We start from the raw sequence: 17,853 nt of genomic DNA, 5'->3' as shown, positions 1-17,853 counted from the left end.
CTCTCCTCCAGCGATCATTCCTTTTGAGTGGCACTATCATTGAATTGTACCTACTGCTACCTGAGACAAGAAATGATGAGTAGCGATCGCCTCGAGACTTTAACCAAACAGGCAGAAGAACTTATTCAGGCAAGTGAGTATAAGTTGGCAATTAGTGTTTTTCAACAATCCTTACAAATTGACCCAGATAATGTTGAAGTACTCAGACAATACGGTAAAGCCTTAACAAAAATCAAAGATTTTGAACAAGCTATTAAAATTTTTGAAAAAGCCCTAGTAATTGCTCCGGGAAACGTTAAACTATTGTCTTGTTATATTACGGTTTTAAATAAATTAGGAAAAACTACTCAGTTAATTGATACATATCACAAATTAATAGAGATTGATCCTCAAAATTATATAACACTCAATGGTTATGCAAAGGCTTTGGCTTCAACTGGTCAGCATGATAAAGCTTTTCAGTTCTTTGAGCGATCGCTAAAAATTGAACCTCAAAATTATATAACACTCAATAGTTATGCAAAGGCTTTGGCTTCAACTGGTAAACATGAGAGAGCTTTTCAGCTTTTTGAGCGAGCGCTACAGATTGAACCGAATGATCGGATAACACTCAATAGTTATGCAAACGCTTTGGCTTCAGATGGTCAAAATGAGACAGCTTTTCAGTTGTTTGAGCGAGCGCTACAGATTGAACCGAATGATCAGATAACACTCAATAGTTATGCAAACGCTTTGGCTTCAACTGGTAAACATGAGAGAGCTTTTCAGCTTTTTGAAAGATCACTAAAAATTGAACCGAATAATCCGATAACACTCAATAGTTATGCAAACGCTTTGGCTTCAAATGGTCAATATGAGACAGCTTTTCAATTATTTGAGCGATCGCTACAGATTGAACCGAATAATCCGATAACACTCAATAGTTATGCAAACGCTTTGGCTTCAGATGGTCAAAATGAGACAGCTTTTCAGTTGTTTGAGCGAGCGCTACAGATTGAACCGAATAATCCGATAGCACTCAATAGTTATGCAAATGCTTTGGCTTCAAATGGTCAATATGAGACAGCTTTTCAATTATTTGAGCGAGCGCTACAGATTGAATCTCAGAATTCGATAACATTAGCTAGTTATGCAAGCGCTTTGAATAGTTATGCTAATGCTTTGAATTTAACTGGTCAGTATGAGACAGCTTTTCAATTGTTTAAGCGATCGCTACAAATTGAACCTAATAATCCGATAACACTAAGCAGGTATGCCAACGCTCTGACTGCAACTGGTGAGTATGAGAAGGCTTTTCAATTCTTTGAGCGATCGCTACAAATTGAACCTCAGAATTATATGACACTGAGTAGTTATGCCAATGCTTTGAATTCAACTGGTCAGTATAAACAGGCTTTTCATCTTTTTGAGCGATTGCTACAGATTGAACCTAATAATCCGATAACACTAAGCAGGTATGCCAACGCTCTGACTGCAACTGGTGAGTATGAGAAGGCTTTTCAATTCTTTGAGCGATCGCTACAAATTGAACCTCAGAATTATATGACACTGAGTAGTTATGCCAATGCTTTGAATTCAACTGGTCAGTATAAACAGGCTTTTCATCTTTTTGAGCGATTGCTACAGATTGAACCTAATAATCCGATAACACTAAGCAGGTATGCCAACGCTCTGACTGCAACTGGTCAGTATGAGAAGGCTTTTCAATTCTTTGAGCGATCGCTGCAAATTGAACCTCAAGATACGATAACACTAAGCAGGTATGCAAACGCTCTGACTGCAACTGGTCAGTATGAGACAGCTTTTCAATTCTTTGAGCGATCGCTACAAATTGAACCTCAGAATCCGATAACACTTAGCAGGTATGCAATTGCTTTGAATGCAACTGATCGGTACGATAAAGCTTTGCAGTTGTTTGAGCAATGGCGACATGTTAAGTCGCAAAATTATAATCCGCTAAACAGTTATATTTATTTTAAATACGCCCTTGCATTAGAAAGACTAGATAAGTATGAACAGGCAATAGACCAATTACTAGCTATCAAAATGGAGACTCTCACTCTACATCAAGCTAATGTAATTCGATTACACTTAGGTAGGCTACACTATCGCATTAAACAACCAGAGAAAGGTAACGAATATTTCGAGGCAGCAATAGCTAATTCGGATGACAAGGATAGAACTTTACTTTATACTGCCAGAAGCATCCTTGCAAGTAATCCCCATAGCGAAAGAGCGGTTGAGTTGTTACAGCAAATTGCAGAAAACTCGCCGAGCTATGCCCAGGCGTTTGAGATGTTAACTCTCAATTTGAGTGAGGAAGATTACTTTGATATGGTTAAAACTGATACTCAGAGTGGGTTAAGCGACACTGAAGTACTCAACCGGGCGATGTATCACAAAATCGCCAATGAGATTAGCATCCTCAAGGGAATTGCATATCGGATTTTGCGTCACTCCGAACAAGAAGATCCTCTGTTAAGTGGCATTATTCAGGATATTGAGGATGTATTTGAAGAGGTAGACAGACGACGGGCAGCACAAAAGTCTGAAATTGAAACTATCCCTCACGATCACTATAGAAATATTCTGGCGGTGATTTCTAAAACAGCCCATGACATCTCGGATTTTGTCAATAATCAGCTTGCCATCATTGAGTCCAAAACTCGGCGGGCAATGAGGAAATTGCAACCCCATGATGTTCACTATACCCAGTTTGAGAAGTTGCTGACGCAGCTAGAACTAACCCAGACTGCCCTGAGCGATTTGAAAGCGATTAACGAAGGCATTACCATCAAGAATCATCGCTTTAAGGTGAAAAAGCTGTTTCAAAAGTGGGAAATAACTCCTCGAATTCACCAGGCTCAGATTGTTCTAGACATTCAAAACGGCGATTCTGAATTCAATGGCGATGAAGAAAAAATTAAGAGTGCCCTGAATGAACTGGTAGAGAATTCCTTAAAACACAATTCTGATCAGCAGAATCTAACAATTCGCATAGCTTCCCAGAATGTCATGAATCCATCGGGAATCTGGGGAAGAACGATTCCTGGTGAGCAGGAATATTTGTTCATCGAATTTGCCGATAATGGTAAAGGAATTCCCGAAGATAGAAAGGACTGGATTTTTCAACCTCTAAAAACCACCTCTCAGGAAGGAAAGGGTAGTGGGTTAGGGTTATTCATTATCCGTAAAACCCTGAGCAAGATCAACGGATATATCCGAGAAACCGGACATAACGGAGCCAGGTTTGAAATTTATATTCCCTACACCAAAGAAGAGGCATAGTAGGCAAGATGCAAACGGAAAACGTTCATTTGTTGGTGGTGGAGGACAATCCTCGTTATTTGAGTGAATTGCTGGAGTGGCTGCAAGACTATGGGTATCAGGAGATCGAAACCGCGACAAGTGCTACCCAAGCGCAGGAAAAATTGCAAGTTCCCTTCGATGTGATTATTTCAGATATGCGAATGGAACAGGACGACAGTGGCTTTGCTATTGTGAGTGAGGTAAAAGCACGAAACCTTTCTTCTGTAGTCATCATTCTGACGGCGAATGATACAGTTGGTGATTGCCGTACTGCATTTAAACGGGGAGTATGGGACTACATTTCCAAAAATATGCCAGGGAATGTTTATGATGTCCTGCATGAATCTATTCAAGATGCGATCGCTTATTTCAATCGTTGGGGTAATGTTCAAAATGAGCAGTGGATTACCGAGAATTTGGAAACACTGGAACAAAACTATTTTGGTCAATATATTGCTGTGATCAACAAAACGGTGATTGATGCAGCAGATACAGAAGAAGCCTTGAAGCAACAGATTGAAGAACGACAACTACGCCGCTTTTTAACAACGATCCGAAAAATTGGTGATCTGCGTCCAATCTCTGAGTTGATACAACTGCCCGAAAGCGATCGCTTGGAATATAAGAGTACCTTTCAGTGGGATGTTAAGCTCAATCGTGAGAATAAAGACTTAAGATTTACCACTCTTAAGACAATTGTTGCATTTCTCAACTCTGAAGGTGGAACTTTAATTATTGGAGTTGAGGATAATGGTAATATTTTCGGATTAGAAAAGGATTTATCTTTATTAAAAAATGGAAATATTGACAAGCTAGAGCGAACAGTTATTGATTCAGTTTGTAATCATATTGGCAAGAATTTTACTCAGCAGATCAAAATTCGGTTTGAAAAAATTGATGGTAAAGATATCTGCGCGATTGATGTGAAAAAATCTGTAAGAAAAGCTTGGCTACAGAGGACTAAAGAAAAGAAACTAGAATTTTACGTTCGGATGTCGAACAAGTCTGAACCCCTCGAAATCCCAGATATTTACAATCACCTCTAATACACAAATGATCGGACGTACCCCGATGCTGAAGCTCCACTCCTTGCCCTTAATTGAGATGAAGAGGGGCTTTGAGCGATCGCATTACGGTGCATAAATCCAAAATCAAAACAGCCAAGTCCCCTGACACCTTTTCGTCCAAAATTTAGATGTGTTTGCTCTGGATTTGGCATTAAGTAAAAATATCAGCAGTGGAGTCTAACAATTCAAATTTCCAAACTTAGGACTCCACCACCCTTTTTGCGTACTGAAATAAGCCACATCTTTATGTTTGGTATCTTTACGCGATCGCGGGTCAGAACATCGCAACATTTTCTTACTCTGCCCCTCTTTGATGTAACTGTACTCCTCTAGAGGTTTCTTACATACCGGGCAGGGATATGCCGTAACCTTCATCGGAGGCTTTTGTTGATTTTCAGCTTGGACTGCTTTAGTTTGTGGTGGCTGCCAAGTCTTGTTAAAGTCGCTCCAAAATAGCACGACATTTTCACAGCCTTTTGTGCATTTGAGGAAATATTTCTTTTTAACTTTAGTACTCGGAATTTTAGCAAGAAAATTGCTGCATTCAGGACATCGCGTTTTGGAAGTTTCATATTTGCGCTCGCTTATCACATTAGCTTTACCTGTTGAGGAACTCGCAACTACAGTTTTAGCTTTGGAGAGTGCTGGTACAAAATAATTCTGATTCCAACTAGTTAAATAATACTGCCAAGAGTTTTTTCCTTCAGAAATTGCATCAAGGGCATCTTCCATTTTCGCTGTGAATTCTGCCTCTAATAAATCCGGCAGTGCTTTGAGCAAAAACGCATCAACTTCTAACCCTAACGCTGTCGGTTGCAGATGGTCTTTTTTCAACTCGACATAATTTCGTTTTTTTAAGGTAGCAACAGTAGGAGCATAAGTACTTGGGCGACCAATTCCTTTACGTTCCATCAGTTGCACCAATTTTGGTTCACTATAACGGGGTGGTGGCTGCGTCTGCTTCTGCTCATGTCCAGCATTCTCCAGTTTTAATGCCTGTCCCTGCTGTAATGAAGGTAAAATACTATCCTTGCTGAGATTATTCCAGTACCGGGCATAACCGTAGAATTCAATCACTTGCCCTCTAGCTGACCACAGTAGGGAACCAGACTGAGTAATCACCAGAGTTTTACGCAATTGAGCAGCCCGACACTGAGAAGCAATTGAGCGTTTCCAGATCATCACATATAGATTAAACTGATCATCAGGAAGTTCAGAGCGCAATTGAACTGAGGGACGAAAGACATCCGTTGGACGAATCGCCTCATGTGCTTCTTGAGCCGACTTGCTACTGCGATGCTTGGCGACTTGCGACGGTACATTCTGCGGATCATTTTGCTCCAACCATTTACGGGCGCTGGCACAAAATTCTGGACTCAGCATAACTGAGTCTGTTCGCATATATGTAATCAGCCCTGCCTCATAAAGCTTTTGGGCAACAAGCATGGTTTTGTCGGGAGCAAACCTCAGCTTTGAACCGGCTGCTTGCTGAAGGCTGGAAGTTGTAAATGGTGGCGGTGGCTGGCGGTTAACGATTTTTCCTTCAAAATGAATCACCTGATGAGGATGTCGCTGTGCTTCTTCAACTAAACGTGTAGCCTCTGCTTCCGAAAGAACACGCTTAGACTCCGGTGTTTCTGTACTATTACCTACCTTCGCGTCATCGTGAGTTTCAGTTTCTTGGTCTGCTGCATCTTTTGCAGAATCGACCGTCCCTTTGTAAAAAGCTCGAAATCCTTCCGCATAATCTACCCAGACACTCCAATAATCTTGGGGGACAAAAGCCAGAATTTCGTTTTCTCGCTGACAAATCAGGTGCAACGTGGCGCTTTGGACTCTGCCAACACTCTTAGCGCCGTTATTCAATGCCCAAACTAACGGACTACCCTTGTAACCAACCAACTTATCTAGACAATCTCTGCACAACCCAGCACCGATTAAGTTTTGGTCTAGCTTTCTGGGATTAGCGATCGCACTCTGCACCGCCGATGCTGTAATCTCAGTATAAATTACTCGTTTCGGTTCCCTTAAACCCAGTGTTTCTTTGAGATGCCAAGCGATCGTTTCGCCTTCCCGGTCTGGGTCAGTTGCTAAGACAACTTCATCAACCTGCTTCACCGCAGACTTGAGTTTTTGAATTGTTTCCTTCGCTCGTTGGTCACGCGGCACGTAATTGCATCGGACATTATTGCCGTCCATGACGAAGCCCAAGGAATCGTCTCCTTCATTGCTGAGTTCTCGGATATGGCCACAACTGGCGAGAACTTTCCAATCTGCACCCAGAATTTGACTGAGCTTTTTGACTTTTCCGGGAGACTCTACCACAAGGAGGCGTTTGATCATAGCAACTGCGTTCTAGATTTTGAGCAATAAACTGGCAATTGCAATCAGCGATCGCCTATTCTCGTGATCTGGATTTTCTAGAATACTGTACCAAAAAGCTTGGGAAATTGCTTACCACGCGATTAGATAGCGGTAATGAATTCATTAACTGTAAGTCCAGCAGTACGGATGAGACTACGCAATGTTCCTTTGGCCACTTCACGATGATCTGGAACAGATAAGGTTACTGTTTCGCCTTTCTTAACCAGGATGATATGACTAGCACTTTGACGTGCAAATTCCCAACCGAACGATTCAAACACACGGACAACTTCACGCCCACTGAGAACCGGAAGGGCAGATGCCATGATTATGCTGTAACCTCTACTTGATGAGTCTCCACAGTGAGCGGTAAACCAAGTTCTGCACGAACTTGAAGACAAGCTGCGATCGCGTCCTTGATATTTTCCAGGGCTTCTTCTCTTGTCTGACCTTGACTAACACAACCAGGTATACTGGGGCACTCGACAATCCAAACCCCATCTTCATCACGATCAAGTATTACATTGAACTTCATACACTGTTGTTGGCAAGAGAGTTGTAGTTATTTAGTTATTTATTATTGTAACCTGCGACCATTTAATCCAAAAAAGCAGCCGAGCGATCGCCTATTCTCGTGATATGGATTTTCTAGAATACTGTACCAAAAAGCTTTGGCAATTGCTGAACTGTGTTTAGAGGTAAATGATGCCCTTCCAAAGCGATCGCCGTTCCAACTGGCTCAACTACTATGATTTTAGCCTCAACTTTAAACTCAAAACTAGTAGCGTTTGTTTGCCACTCCAACAGAGTCTTAAATAGATTTTTTAATGGGGTTAAGTTGTCGGGTCTTTAATTTTCCAGAGTGTTCTCGTTGCAACAAGGGTTCCAGACCATAAAAAGTGCAAGTTATACGCGCGACAGCTTAAGTTGATTTGCTGTTAAACTTATTTAAGCTCTTTGTTGCATCAATAAACGCTTTTTGTTCTTCATTCTGTTGAGTGCAAACTGTCTGGATAAATACTAGCTTGCTTTGGATGAATAGCATGGTATATATCTGTATATCTTCCAAGTCATGTATTTTTAATAGTATTTTTGTATTGTTAGCTTTTTGACCCATTTGGCGATTAAAAAAAGTGTCGGCTTCAAAGTAAAATTAGGCGATCGCACTCATCGTCTTTGGTCGCGATCGCACTTCCTGTTTCTCTACCAAGTTGACTTACAGCAGTAATTAGCAAAAATTGATGCTGTCCGCGCCAAGCGATTCTTATGGAGACGGTTTGCGATGGCTACGCCCGCCGCAGGCATCGCACTACAAAGTGATGTCAAGCAACCTTAGCTGAACTGTATTGCTGCATCAGACTCCGCTTTCTATAGGTTTGGTAGGTATTTGCGATCGCTTAATCTTAAATAGAAAGGTAAAAAACCCGGTTTTGATAAAAAAACCGGGTTTTTAAGTAATTGTTAATTTATTTCTGGGCAGTACAACAAGGCAATACGCTAATGAGGTACAGCCAATTTTGCATCGGCTACCTGAGCATTGTCAGCAACAATTTTGCGGAATAAATCGCCTTCAATTGTCTCCTGTTCTATTAACAAATCTACTAAACGCTCCAAAACGATGCGGTTGAGTTCCAACAGTTCTTTGGACTTGATATAACAATTGTTGACAATTTCGCGTACTTGTGCATCAATCTTGGCAGCAATTTCTTCAGAATAGTCTGATTTATTCATCCAGTCACGTCCCAAAAATACCTCTGAACTCTGATTTTCCAAGGATAATGGGCCTAATTCTGACATCCCGAAACGTGTCACCATCTGCCGCGCCATCCCTGTTACGTGTTGTAGGTCATTGCCTGCACCTGTGGTCACTTCTGGCTTACCAAAAACGATTTCTTCGGCGGCGCGACCACCCAAAGTTGCAGTAATCCTGGCTTTGAGTTGGGAACGGGAAATTAACCCTTGTTCTTCGTTAGGAGTAAACCAAGTTAATCCTAGCGCTTGTCCCCGTGGGATGAGTGTAACTTTCTGCACAGGGTCATGGTCTTTGAGCAATGTGCCCACTAAAGCATGTCCAACTTCATGATAGGCAATCAAGCGCTTGCTCTTGCTGTCTACTAAGGCGGTACCTTCCATACCTGCAACAACTCGATCTATAGCAGCATCAACTTCTAAAATGGTGACAGCTTCTTTGCGCCTCCGAGCGGTGAGAATGGCGGCTTCGTTGAGTAAGTTGGCTAAGTCTGCGCCAGTAAAACCAGGAGTGCGGCGAGCGATCGCTTCTAATGATACGCTAGGATCAATTTTTTTATTCCGGGCGTGGACTTGCAAAATTTCCAGTCGCCCTTTGAGATCCGGTGGATCGACCATCACTTGTCTGTCAAAGCGTCCCGGTCTGAGTAACGCTGTATCTAAAACATCTGGGCGGTTAGTGGCAGCAATAATAATGATGCCTGTGTTACCTTCAAAACCATCCATTTCCGTGAGCAGTTGGTTGAGGGTTTGTTCGCGCTCGTCGTTACCGCCACCGATACCAGCGCCCCGTTGTCTACCTACTGCGTCAATTTCATCGATAAATATTAGACAAGGAGCATTATCTTTGGCTTTCTTGAAAAGGTCGCGCACGCGAGATGCACCCACACCGACGAACATTTCCACGAATTCCGAACCGGAAATACTGAAGAATGGTACACCTGCTTCACCAGCGATCGCTTTTGCTAGTAAAGTTTTACCAGTACCAGGGGGGCCAATTAACAGCACTCCTTTGGGAATACGTGCGCCTACAGCAGTAAATCTTTCTGGCTGTTTGAGGAAAGTAACAACTTCTTCAAGTTCTTCTTTAGCTTCTTCAACCCCAGCAACATCTTCAAATTTCACTCCAGTTTTTGCCTCCATTTGGAAGCGAGCTTTCGATTTGCCGAAATTCATCGCTTGGCTAGAAGCATTAGTAGACCGACGCAGGAACAATATCATTACAGCCACCAGGGGCAAAATCCACATGAGATTGATCAACAGCCCAACAGCAGCCCGACTGTTAGCAGAGGAAACTTGGCCAAAATCAACATTCTTATCTTTGAGTATGTTAATCAACTCTGTGTTTTGTGCCAGAAGTCTCACCTGTTGCGGTGGTGTATCATCCTTTTGCCCCTTGAGATAAACCCTTGCTAGCTGTTCGGTTTCGTCAAGCTCTACTTTTTGGATTTCTCCCGCCTTCGCTTTCTTGAGCAAGTCGCCATAATTTAGAGGGGTACTCTCTACTTTTTGTGCCAAGACGGGAGTACTCCCGAAAATTCCTGGCAACATAATCAAACTAGCAGCGATTGCACCAACCCAAGCAACGCGCTTTGAGGACTGCCCTTTTATCAAAGCTTTTTTTCCCAAATTTGTCATAATAGTTACCCTTTGTCTGCTGGCACAAGTTGAGTTATGGTTTATGCCTATTCTTCTAGGAAAAATTGTAATAACTGGAAATTACACTTTTCTTATCTAGTCTAACTTCCACACAAAACCATTCCCAAGTTTCTTCCGGCTATTAGATGAAGTTGAGCAACCTGGATAATTTTTCTGCCTCCCGACCGGAGATATTAATTTGACATATTCCGACACAAATCGCTAAGATAAACATAGTCATAATGACTCCGCTTTTCAAAAAAATCTGATGATAGTAGCTAGTTAATAGTTTGTGGGTTAATTATTTATGGTAAGAATTGTTGGCATTGGTGGTAGTTTAAGACCTAACTCCTATACCCACGTCGCTTTACAAGTAGCGGCGCAAAGGGTTGAAGCTGTGGGTGCAGAGGTAGAAATTCTCGATTTACGGCAGTTGCATCTACCCTTTTGCACTGGCGCAAAGGAGTATCCAGAGTATCCAGATGTTCAGCGATTGCAAGATATAGTCAGTCGCGCCGATGGATTAATTTTAGCGACACCTGAGTATCATGGTAGCGTTAGTGGAGTTCTGAAAAATACCTTAGATTTGATGAGTTTTGATCAACTGTCTGGTAAAGTGACAGGATTGATTAGCGTCTTAGGTGGTCAGTCTAATAGCAACGCTTTAAATGACCTACGGCTAATTATCCGTTGGGTACATGGTTGGGTGATTCCAGAACAAATTGCGATCGGACAAGCTTGGGGTGCTTTCAGTCCTGAAGGCAAGCTAGTAGATGAGAAACTTTCTCAGAGATTTGATGAATTTGCTCAGAGTTTAGTTGATAATACTCGCAAGCTGCGGGGCGTAAATTAGTTGTAGTTTGGGCAAAGCTTTGCTCATCCTATTAAACTTAGGAATTTCCAACAAATAAACTATCCAATCTTGTGGGGCGGGCCGGAAAGCCCGCCTTAGCTTACGGGCGGGTGAGACACCCACCCCACAAGAAATTATTGGATGTTTTTTTGTCTCGTTCCCAGTCTCCGACTGGGAATGCATTCCGAGAGGCTCTGCCTCAAGACTTGCGGCAGAGCCGCAATGATATACATTTCGAGCCAGAGGCTGGAAACGAGATTTTAAAAGGGTTTTGGCTTAACTTGATACAAATGCTGAGACACCCACCCCACAAGAAATTATTGGATGTTTTTTAATTTGTCAGTCCCTTAATGGTGGTGATGGTGGTGATGGTGATCACCTGCTAGTTGGGGATTAACTGCCAAAGTTTGGTCTGACAACAACTGTGCAATATGAGCATCAGCCCATTGAGCCACCATCGCTAAAAATTGCGGATGGTCGTTGACGCAAGCCATTTGCACATAGTTCGTACCAGGATGCTGTTTTTCTAAACTATGGATGATATGGTGTACATCCAATAAAGTTTCGTGATTTTCTGTCGCAAAGCCAATTGGCATAAATATCACTACTTTCGCACCCAATTGAATCAGGTTATTTGCCGCTTGCTCTGCATTTGGCTGTGTCCAATCAATTAAAGGTGTATCGTGATTGAGCCAACCCACTGAGATTAAGGGATAACGATTAATCAACTTATCCCGAACCAAATCATACATCGCTTCACTTTCGGCAATCCCAGAAGTAAAGCCCTTGGCCTTATGTGGACAGCCGTGATTCATTAAGACAATGCCGATTTGAGAGGGTAGATAAGCTGCGGCTAACTCAGCAATTTTCTCCTCAACCAGATGAGCCATTAAATCGATGTAGGCTGGTTCGTTGAAGAAAGAAGGAATGTAACGCTGTCCTTTAACCCAGTGTTCCTCACCATCAGTCAACTCAACCAGAGCATTGTTAACTTGCTCGATCGCAATACCACTAGTAAAGATAGAATCAACAACCAGCAGTGGGTAAATTAGCAGTTTATCGAAGCCTTGGTTTTTGATTTCTGCCAAGACTTGATTGGGTAGGAAAGGGGCGCAGAAGTTGAAAGCCTTGAAAACTTGAACATTTTCACCCCATTTTTCTTGTAAATTCTTCTCAATCCCAGCCCGTTGCTGTTCAAAGATGGCATTGTGTGGGGAGATAAAATCGTGGTGTGTGTGTCCCCACTCATGGCGGTCAAATAGCGCCAAAAGCTTTGCCAGGGGGGGATAAATCCAGGTTGGCACCGGTGCGAACTTTGCTGTAAGTAGATTTAAAGCCTGTTCGTTATAGTTGGCGAAATCTTCGTAGCTTTCGACTTCGCCGTAGCCCATAAGCAGTACGGCTACACGGTCTTTACCTGATAATTGCTCGTGAGTGTGTTGTACTTTTTCCGGCGTGGCAACCACAATGATTTCCTCAATATAACCAGAGTGCAGAGATATAAAATTAGGGAATAGCTTGCACATTTTCCCTACTAGTAACATATTATCCCATCCAGGGGGATACGATAGGTGGAGAAATCAAAATAATACATCAAAAGACAGAGTGCGGTTATTACTGTATATAGGCTGAACAGGTCATAGACCGTTGTAGTAGGTTTAAGTTATGAATAATTGTGAAACCTGCTAATACGATAGACGGATGAATATCATTATTTGCCCTGGAATCCATGACCCAGACTTAACTGAAAGCTTTAGATCGAAATTGTTAGATTTAGTTTATGATAGTGCGATCGCCTCTAACTCAGCAAATATACTGATTTTTCCGGGTAAAGATTTTTTGGTTTTATCAGCATTTCACATCTTGCAGTTTTTGCGCGTTAGCTTGGGCAATCAGCTAAAATCACCAATTATATTCATTAGCTTTAGTGCTGGCGTAGTCGGAGCAATAGGGGCGGCGCATTTGTGGCAACTCTTGGGTGGTCGTGTGAAAGCGTTTATTGCTATAGATGGATGGGGAGTACCACTACAGGGTAATTTTCCTATTCATCGGATGAGCCATGATTATTTCACCCATTGGAGTTCTTGTTTGCTAGGTAGTGGGCAAAATAACTTTTATGCACAGCCAGCAGTTGAGCATTTATCCATGTGGAAATCTCCCCAAACTATACAAGGCTGCTGGGTAGATTCGTCTATTGGTATTTTTCCACCCAAAGGTCGTCTGAAAGCAGATGAGTTTTTGCTTATGCTGTTAAAGCACTATGACGCAATTAATCCGGACAATGGAGTAAGTAAACAGGAGTTAGGAGTTAGGAGTTAGGAGTTATTCTCCCGTCTGCCCCATGCCCCATGCCCAATGCCCCATGCCCAATGCCCCATCTACCCAAAGTATCTAATGTTTCCAACTGAACCTGCTGACGTTAATAACGGGTTTGGCGCACTGCTAAAAAACCGTGGTTTTATGCTCCTGTGGATTGGGCAACTGCTGTCCCAGTTAGCAGATAAGGTTTTCTTCGTTTTGCTGATTGCTCTTTTGGAGAACTACCCACCGCTTCCTGGGTTGGCACAAAACTCAATGTACTCAACCTTGATGCTGTCGTTTACAATACCAGCAATTTTGTTCGGTTCTGCCGGTGGTATCTTTGTTGACCGCTTGCCAAAAAAACTGATTATGGTCGGCTCAGATATTGTGCGGGGAATATTAACGCTGTGTCTTCCCTTGTTACCACGACACTTCCTGATTTTGTTAATCCTGACTTTTGCTATTTCCACGGTGACGCAGTTTTTTGCACCAGCCGAACAAGCAGCGATTCCCTTGTTGGTAAAGCGAGAGAATTTGTTGGCAGCGAATGCGCTGTTTACTAGCACGATGATGGGAGCTTTAATTGTTGGCTTTGCTATAGGAGAGCCGATTTTGAGTTTGGCGAAAAGCTTGATGGGAGAAGAATACGGTCAAGAGCTTGTGGTTGGTGGATTATATATATTATCGGCTGCGATCATGCAGCCAATTAAGTTTAAAGAACCCAAACGACCGAAGGAAAATCGGGCATCAAATAACCCTTGGGCTGAATTCACCGAGAGCCTACGCTATCTCAAGAAAAATCCTTTGATCTTGAACGCCATGCTGCAACTGACAACTTTATATTGTGTGTTTGCAGCCTTAACAGTGCTGACGATTCGATTAGCCGCGGAGTTTGGTCTAAAAGAAAAACAGTTTGGCTTTTTCTTGGCAGCAGCAGGCGTGGGTATGGTATTTGGTGCGGCGATTTTAGGTCACTGGGGTGAGAAATTTCATCACAAGCCCCTACCTCTAGTTGGATTTTTGATGATTGCACTAGTTTTAGGGGTGTTCACTTTTACGCACAACTTGTTGCTGGCGCTAGGACTCTGTGCATTTTTGGGTATAGGTGCTGCTTTAATTGGTGTGCCCATGCAAACTTTAATTCAACAGCAAACACCACCTACCATGCACGGTAAAGTATTTGGCTTTCAAAATCATGCCGTCAACATCGCTCTGGCCTTACCTCTGGCGATTACTGGGCCATTAACTGATGCTCTGGGCTTGCGAATTATACTCGTAGGAATGAGCCTTGTGGTTGCAGTTGTCGGTGTTTGGGCTTGGAAAAATACCCGCAATGTCTTGCAAGACGTAATTTAATTAATATAGGCTAATAGTCTAGCTTTATATTTAATATAAAAATTTATAAGATTTTGATTCAACTTTTCAATTAAAATGAAGTATTAACTACAGCATTCTGCATTAATTTTAGCTATAGTCTGAGGTTTGACCGTGCGTTCACAAAGTGTCTCCGCAGGAGAATTGCTTTCCCCAATTAGTCTCCCACAAACCGATAATCACAAACAGTCTCGTATTTCTAGCCCACCAGTCGTGCCCAAACGCGCATCTGGCGGTTTTGCTCTGCTTGACAGCCTTCATCGCCACGGCGTTGATTATATTTTTGGTTATCCTGGTGGGGCAATTCTCCCAATTTACGACGACCTATATAAGGTGCAAGCAACTGGGCCGATGAAGCACATTCTCGTGAGACACGAGCAAGGTGCAGCCCACGCCGCTGATGGTTACGCCCGTGCCACAGGGAAAGTAGGAGTATGCTTTGGCACTTCTGGGCCAGGAGCAACTAACTTGGTGACAGGCATCGCCACAGCCTACATGGATTCAATCCCGATGGTTGTGGTTACAGGACAAGTAGCACGTCCATCGATTGGTACAGATGCGTTTCAGGAAACTGATATTTACGGGATTACCCTACCAATCGTGAAGCACTCCTATGTAGTGCGTGACCCCAAAGATATGGCGCGAATTGTCGCCGAAGCCTTCCACATCGCTAGCACTGGGCGTCCAGGGCCAGTTTTGATTGATGTCCCCAAGGATGTAGCTTTAGAAGAATTTGACTATGTGCCTGTGAAACCAGGTTCAGTAAAATTGCGCGGTTATCGTCCCACAGTCAAGGGAAATCCCCGGCAGATTAATGCAGCGATCCAGTTGATTACTGAAAGTCGCCGTCCGCTATTGTATGTCGGTGGTGGCGCGATCGCAGCTAATGCCCATGAAGAAGTCAAAGAACTAGCTGAATTATTCGATATCCCTGTCACCACAACCTTAATGGGGATCGGTGCATTTGACGAACATCATCCCCTAGCTTTGGGAATGTTGGGGATGCACGGCACTGCTTACGCTAACTTTGCCGTTAGCGATTGCGACTTGCTGATTTGCGTTGGCGCTAGATTTGACGATCGCGTTACAGGTAAGTTAGACGAATTCGCCTCCCGCGCCAAAGTAATTCACATCGACATCGATCCGGCAGAAGTCGGCAAAAACCGCGTTCCGGAAGTGCCCATCGTCGGCGATGTGCGGAATGTGTTAGTAGACTTGTTGCGTCGATGCAAAGAAACAGGGGTAAAGGCTACACCGAATCAAAACCAAGAATGGTTAAATTTAGTTAACCGTTGGCGCGAAGAGTATCCTCTAGTAGTGCCGCACCATCCCGACAGCATTTCACCCCAAGAAGTGATTGTAGAAGTCAGTCGCCAAGCACCCCACGCTTTCTACACCACAGATGTCGGACAGCATCAAATGTGGGCAGCACAATTCCTGAAGAATGGCCCAAGGCGCTGGATTTCTAGCGCTGGTTTGGGAACGATGGGTTTTGGCTTACCTGCGGCAATGGGCGCTAAAGTAGCGTTTCCTGATGAAGAAGTCATCTGTATTAGCGGTGATGCCAGTTTCCAAATGTGTTTACAGGAACTTGGCACGCTGGCACAATATGGGATAAATGTCAAGACGATAATTATCAATAACGGCTGGCAAGGGATGGTGCGCCAGTGGCAGCAAGCCTTCTATGGTGAGCGTTACTCATGCTCCAACATGGAAGTAGGGATGCCAGACATAGAGTTATTGGCAAAAGCCTATGGGATTAAAGGCATGGTAATCAGCGATCGCAGTCAATTAAAAGATGCGATCGCCGAAATGCTAGCACATAACGGCCCAGTGATCGTGAATGTCCACGTCACCAGAGACGAAAACTGCTATCCAATGGTAGTCCCTGGCAAGAGCAATGCTCAAATGGTCGGCTTGCAGAAGCAACCACCGAAAGCCGCAGCAGAGCCAGTGTATTGTAGCCACTGCAATGCCAAAAATGCTCCTACTCACAATTTTTGCGCTGAGTGTGGGACTAAGTTGTAACGCTTTTTGATAATTCAGACTAGAGAGGTAGGGGAGCAGAGAAGGGGAGAAAGATGCAGGAATTCCCCTACTTCTGCTCCCTTTCCTCTTGCGTAGGTGTCGCTTATAGCGGTTCCCACTTAGATACGGTACAAGATTACATTGCCAGGTGTAGGGTTTACAGCCACCAAACGTCCGTACACGGCATATGGAGTGGCTTAAATAATTCATAATTCATAATTCATAATTCATAATTAAGTTTTGTGACGGGGATTTAGACCCCGACCCAAAACGTTCTGCCTGTAGAGGCAGGGGAATTAAACCCCTAAACTTTGTTAAATAAAGGATATCGCGGGTTGAGTGGCAAGAACCGCTACAATTGGAGCAACTTTTGAACTAGATTGTTTATTTCTTTTTCCATTAGAACCGCCAGCCTTGGAATACTCTATACTGTTTCTGCCGTAGATAGTTGCAACTCCACTTAGCATTCGTTCAGACATTTCGGAGAGGGCTTTATCCATCTGGGTTACTGTCTTACGCGATTCTTCAAGATTGGACACAAGCGTGTTATGAGCTTCTACCGTCGCACGGGTAGCGTTGATCAGGTGGTTGTAGACTTCAATGGTTAATCCATGTCCTAAATCCAGATTTTCATCAACAGATTTAAGCAAAGCGAGACGAAGTTGGGCTTTGTCAACAGCAGCAGAACCACGAGTTTTTAAAGACATGAGATATCCTTTTTTTTAATAATCCCTTTTTCAACATAGTGGAGTATCCTTTTGCCTGAGATGGGTAGTTTTGTGGATTTATTTAATTAAAAGTTCAACGAAATAATTACGAGTTTGTCTGTATTTTTACTCATTTTTCATATCGATTTGTTGTTTGAGAATAAGTGCAATCAACAAATGCGAACGCCGAATCAACAAATGCGATCGCCGAATCAACAAATGCGATCGCCGAATCAACAAATGCGATCGCCAAATCAACAAATGCGATCGCTAAATCAACAAATGCGATCGCTAAATCAACAAATGCGATCGCTAAATCAACAAATGCGATCGCTAAATCAACAAATGCGATCGCCAAAATAACATTAGAAAGGGGAAACTAGAACATCTAATTCCCTCCCCTTTATAAGCTAGGGTGTACACACAAGTCCAATTACCCCCCTTAATCCCCCCGATAGATTGG

14 protein-coding genes are annotated in these 17,853 nt (G+C 43.1%); 7 read left to right on the top strand and 7 right to left on the bottom strand.

Annotation, left to right across the window (positions count from 1 at the left end; translation table 11 throughout):
- Positions 1-39 precede the first annotated feature (39 nt).
- Both HWQ23_RS19820 and HWQ23_RS19815 read left to right on the top strand, forming a co-directional pair.
- Positions 40-3,288, top strand: coding sequence for a tetratricopeptide repeat protein (locus HWQ23_RS19820; RefSeq protein WP_292831597.1), 3,249 nt, complete (start codon positions 40-42; stop codon positions 3,286-3,288).
- Positions 3,289-3,296: 8 nt separating this feature from the next.
- Entirely contained in the window at positions 3,297-4,355 is a 1,059-nt protein-coding gene (locus HWQ23_RS19815) for an RNA-binding domain-containing protein (RefSeq protein WP_292831594.1), read from the top strand.
- A gap of 198 nt (positions 4,356-4,553) precedes the next feature.
- Here the strand turns inward: HWQ23_RS19815 and topA are convergent, their stop codons facing one another.
- From topA to ftsH, 5 genes are all read right to left on the bottom strand, one after another.
- The gene (gene topA / locus HWQ23_RS19810) at positions 4,554-6,719 is read right to left on the bottom strand and encodes a type I DNA topoisomerase (RefSeq protein ID WP_292831592.1); all 2,166 of its coding nucleotides are present in this window, start codon (positions 6,717-6,719) and stop codon (positions 4,554-4,556) included.
- Between the two features lie 122 nt (positions 6,720-6,841).
- A complete protein-coding gene (locus tag HWQ23_RS19805; protein ID WP_292831589.1) occupies positions 6,842-7,066 on the bottom strand; it encodes a type II toxin-antitoxin system HicA family toxin in 225 nt (74 codons plus the stop codon).
- Positions 7,067-7,068: 2 nt separating this feature from the next.
- On the bottom strand, positions 7,069-7,275 hold the full coding sequence (locus HWQ23_RS19800) for a type II toxin-antitoxin system HicB family antitoxin (protein WP_292831586.1): 207 nt from the start codon (positions 7,273-7,275) through the stop codon (positions 7,069-7,071).
- Between the two features lie 113 nt (positions 7,276-7,388).
- Positions 7,389-7,544, bottom strand: a complete 156-nt coding sequence (locus HWQ23_RS19795; RefSeq protein WP_292831583.1) for a hypothetical protein — start codon at positions 7,542-7,544, stop codon at positions 7,389-7,391.
- A gap of 693 nt (positions 7,545-8,237) precedes the next feature.
- Positions 8,238-10,127, bottom strand: coding sequence for an ATP-dependent zinc metalloprotease FtsH (gene ftsH / locus HWQ23_RS19790; protein ID WP_292831580.1), 1,890 nt, complete (start codon positions 10,125-10,127; stop codon positions 8,238-8,240).
- 307 nt (positions 10,128-10,434) lie between these two features.
- Between ftsH and HWQ23_RS19785 the strand changes: the two genes are divergently transcribed.
- Complete coding sequence (locus HWQ23_RS19785) at positions 10,435-10,980, top strand: NADPH-dependent FMN reductase (protein WP_292831577.1); 546 nt, start codon at positions 10,435-10,437, stop codon at positions 10,978-10,980.
- A gap of 347 nt (positions 10,981-11,327) precedes the next feature.
- Here the strand turns inward: HWQ23_RS19785 and HWQ23_RS19780 are convergent, their stop codons facing one another.
- A complete protein-coding gene (locus HWQ23_RS19780) occupies positions 11,328-12,446 on the bottom strand; it encodes a ferrochelatase (protein ID WP_292831754.1) in 1,119 nt (372 codons plus the stop codon).
- A 235-nt stretch (positions 12,447-12,681) separates the two neighbouring features.
- Between HWQ23_RS19780 and HWQ23_RS19775 the strand changes: the two genes are divergently transcribed.
- The 3 genes from HWQ23_RS19775 (at position 12,682) to ilvB (ending at position 16,683) form a co-directional block, all read left to right on the top strand.
- On the top strand, positions 12,682-13,299 hold the full coding sequence (locus HWQ23_RS19775) for a hypothetical protein (protein WP_292831575.1): 618 nt from the start codon (positions 12,682-12,684) through the stop codon (positions 13,297-13,299).
- 75 nt (positions 13,300-13,374) lie between these two features.
- A complete protein-coding gene (locus HWQ23_RS19770) occupies positions 13,375-14,637 on the top strand; it encodes an MFS transporter (protein ID WP_292831573.1) in 1,263 nt (420 codons plus the stop codon).
- 132 nt (positions 14,638-14,769) lie between these two features.
- Positions 14,770-16,683 (top strand): biosynthetic-type acetolactate synthase large subunit, encoded by a 1,914-nt coding sequence (gene ilvB / locus HWQ23_RS19765; RefSeq protein WP_292831570.1) that lies wholly within the window; start codon positions 14,770-14,772, stop codon positions 16,681-16,683.
- Positions 16,684-16,997: 314 nt separating this feature from the next.
- On the opposite strand, the gene HWQ23_RS19760 is transcribed toward ilvB, so the two are convergent.
- Positions 16,998-17,390 carry a hypothetical protein gene (locus HWQ23_RS19760; RefSeq protein WP_292831567.1) on the bottom strand — a complete coding sequence of 131 codons (393 nt, stop codon included), beginning with the start codon at positions 17,388-17,390 and terminating at the stop codon, positions 16,998-17,000.
- 164 nt (positions 17,391-17,554) lie between these two features.
- Between HWQ23_RS19760 and HWQ23_RS19755 the strand changes: the two genes are divergently transcribed.
- The gene (locus HWQ23_RS19755) at positions 17,555-17,773 is read left to right on the top strand and encodes a hypothetical protein (protein ID WP_292831564.1); all 219 of its coding nucleotides are present in this window, start codon (positions 17,555-17,557) and stop codon (positions 17,771-17,773) included.
- Positions 17,774-17,853: the final 80 nt, after the last annotated feature.

It is taken from the genome of Nostoc sp. JL33 (assembly GCF_017114985.1).
GTDB lineage: Bacteria > Cyanobacteriota > Cyanobacteriia > Cyanobacteriales > Nostocaceae > Nostoc.
Note: the sequence above shows the minus strand (reverse complement) of the source record. Positions and strands in the feature narration are given on the sequence as shown.

Coding starts and splice junctions, on each gene's coding strand:
- HWQ23_RS19760 (WP_292831567.1), bottom strand. CDS start 17,390: ATGTCTTTAAAAACTCGTGGTTCTGCTGCTGTTGACAAAGCCCAACTT.
- HWQ23_RS19775 (WP_292831575.1), top strand. CDS start 12,682: ATGAATATCATTATTTGCCCTGGAATCCATGACCCAGACTTAACTGAA.
- HWQ23_RS19800 (WP_292831586.1), bottom strand. CDS start 7,275: ATGAAGTTCAATGTAATACTTGATCGTGATGAAGATGGGGTTTGGATT.
- topA (WP_292831592.1), bottom strand. CDS start 6,719: ATGATCAAACGCCTCCTTGTGGTAGAGTCTCCCGGAAAAGTCAAAAAG.
- HWQ23_RS19785 (WP_292831577.1), top strand. CDS start 10,435: ATGGTAAGAATTGTTGGCATTGGTGGTAGTTTAAGACCTAACTCCTAT.
- ftsH (WP_292831580.1), bottom strand. CDS start 10,127: ATGACAAATTTGGGAAAAAAAGCTTTGATAAAAGGGCAGTCCTCAAAG.
- HWQ23_RS19815 (WP_292831594.1), top strand. CDS start 3,297: ATGCAAACGGAAAACGTTCATTTGTTGGTGGTGGAGGACAATCCTCGT.
- HWQ23_RS19770 (WP_292831573.1), top strand. CDS start 13,375: ATGTTTCCAACTGAACCTGCTGACGTTAATAACGGGTTTGGCGCACTG.
- HWQ23_RS19805 (WP_292831589.1), bottom strand. CDS start 7,066: ATGGCATCTGCCCTTCCGGTTCTCAGTGGGCGTGAAGTTGTCCGTGTG.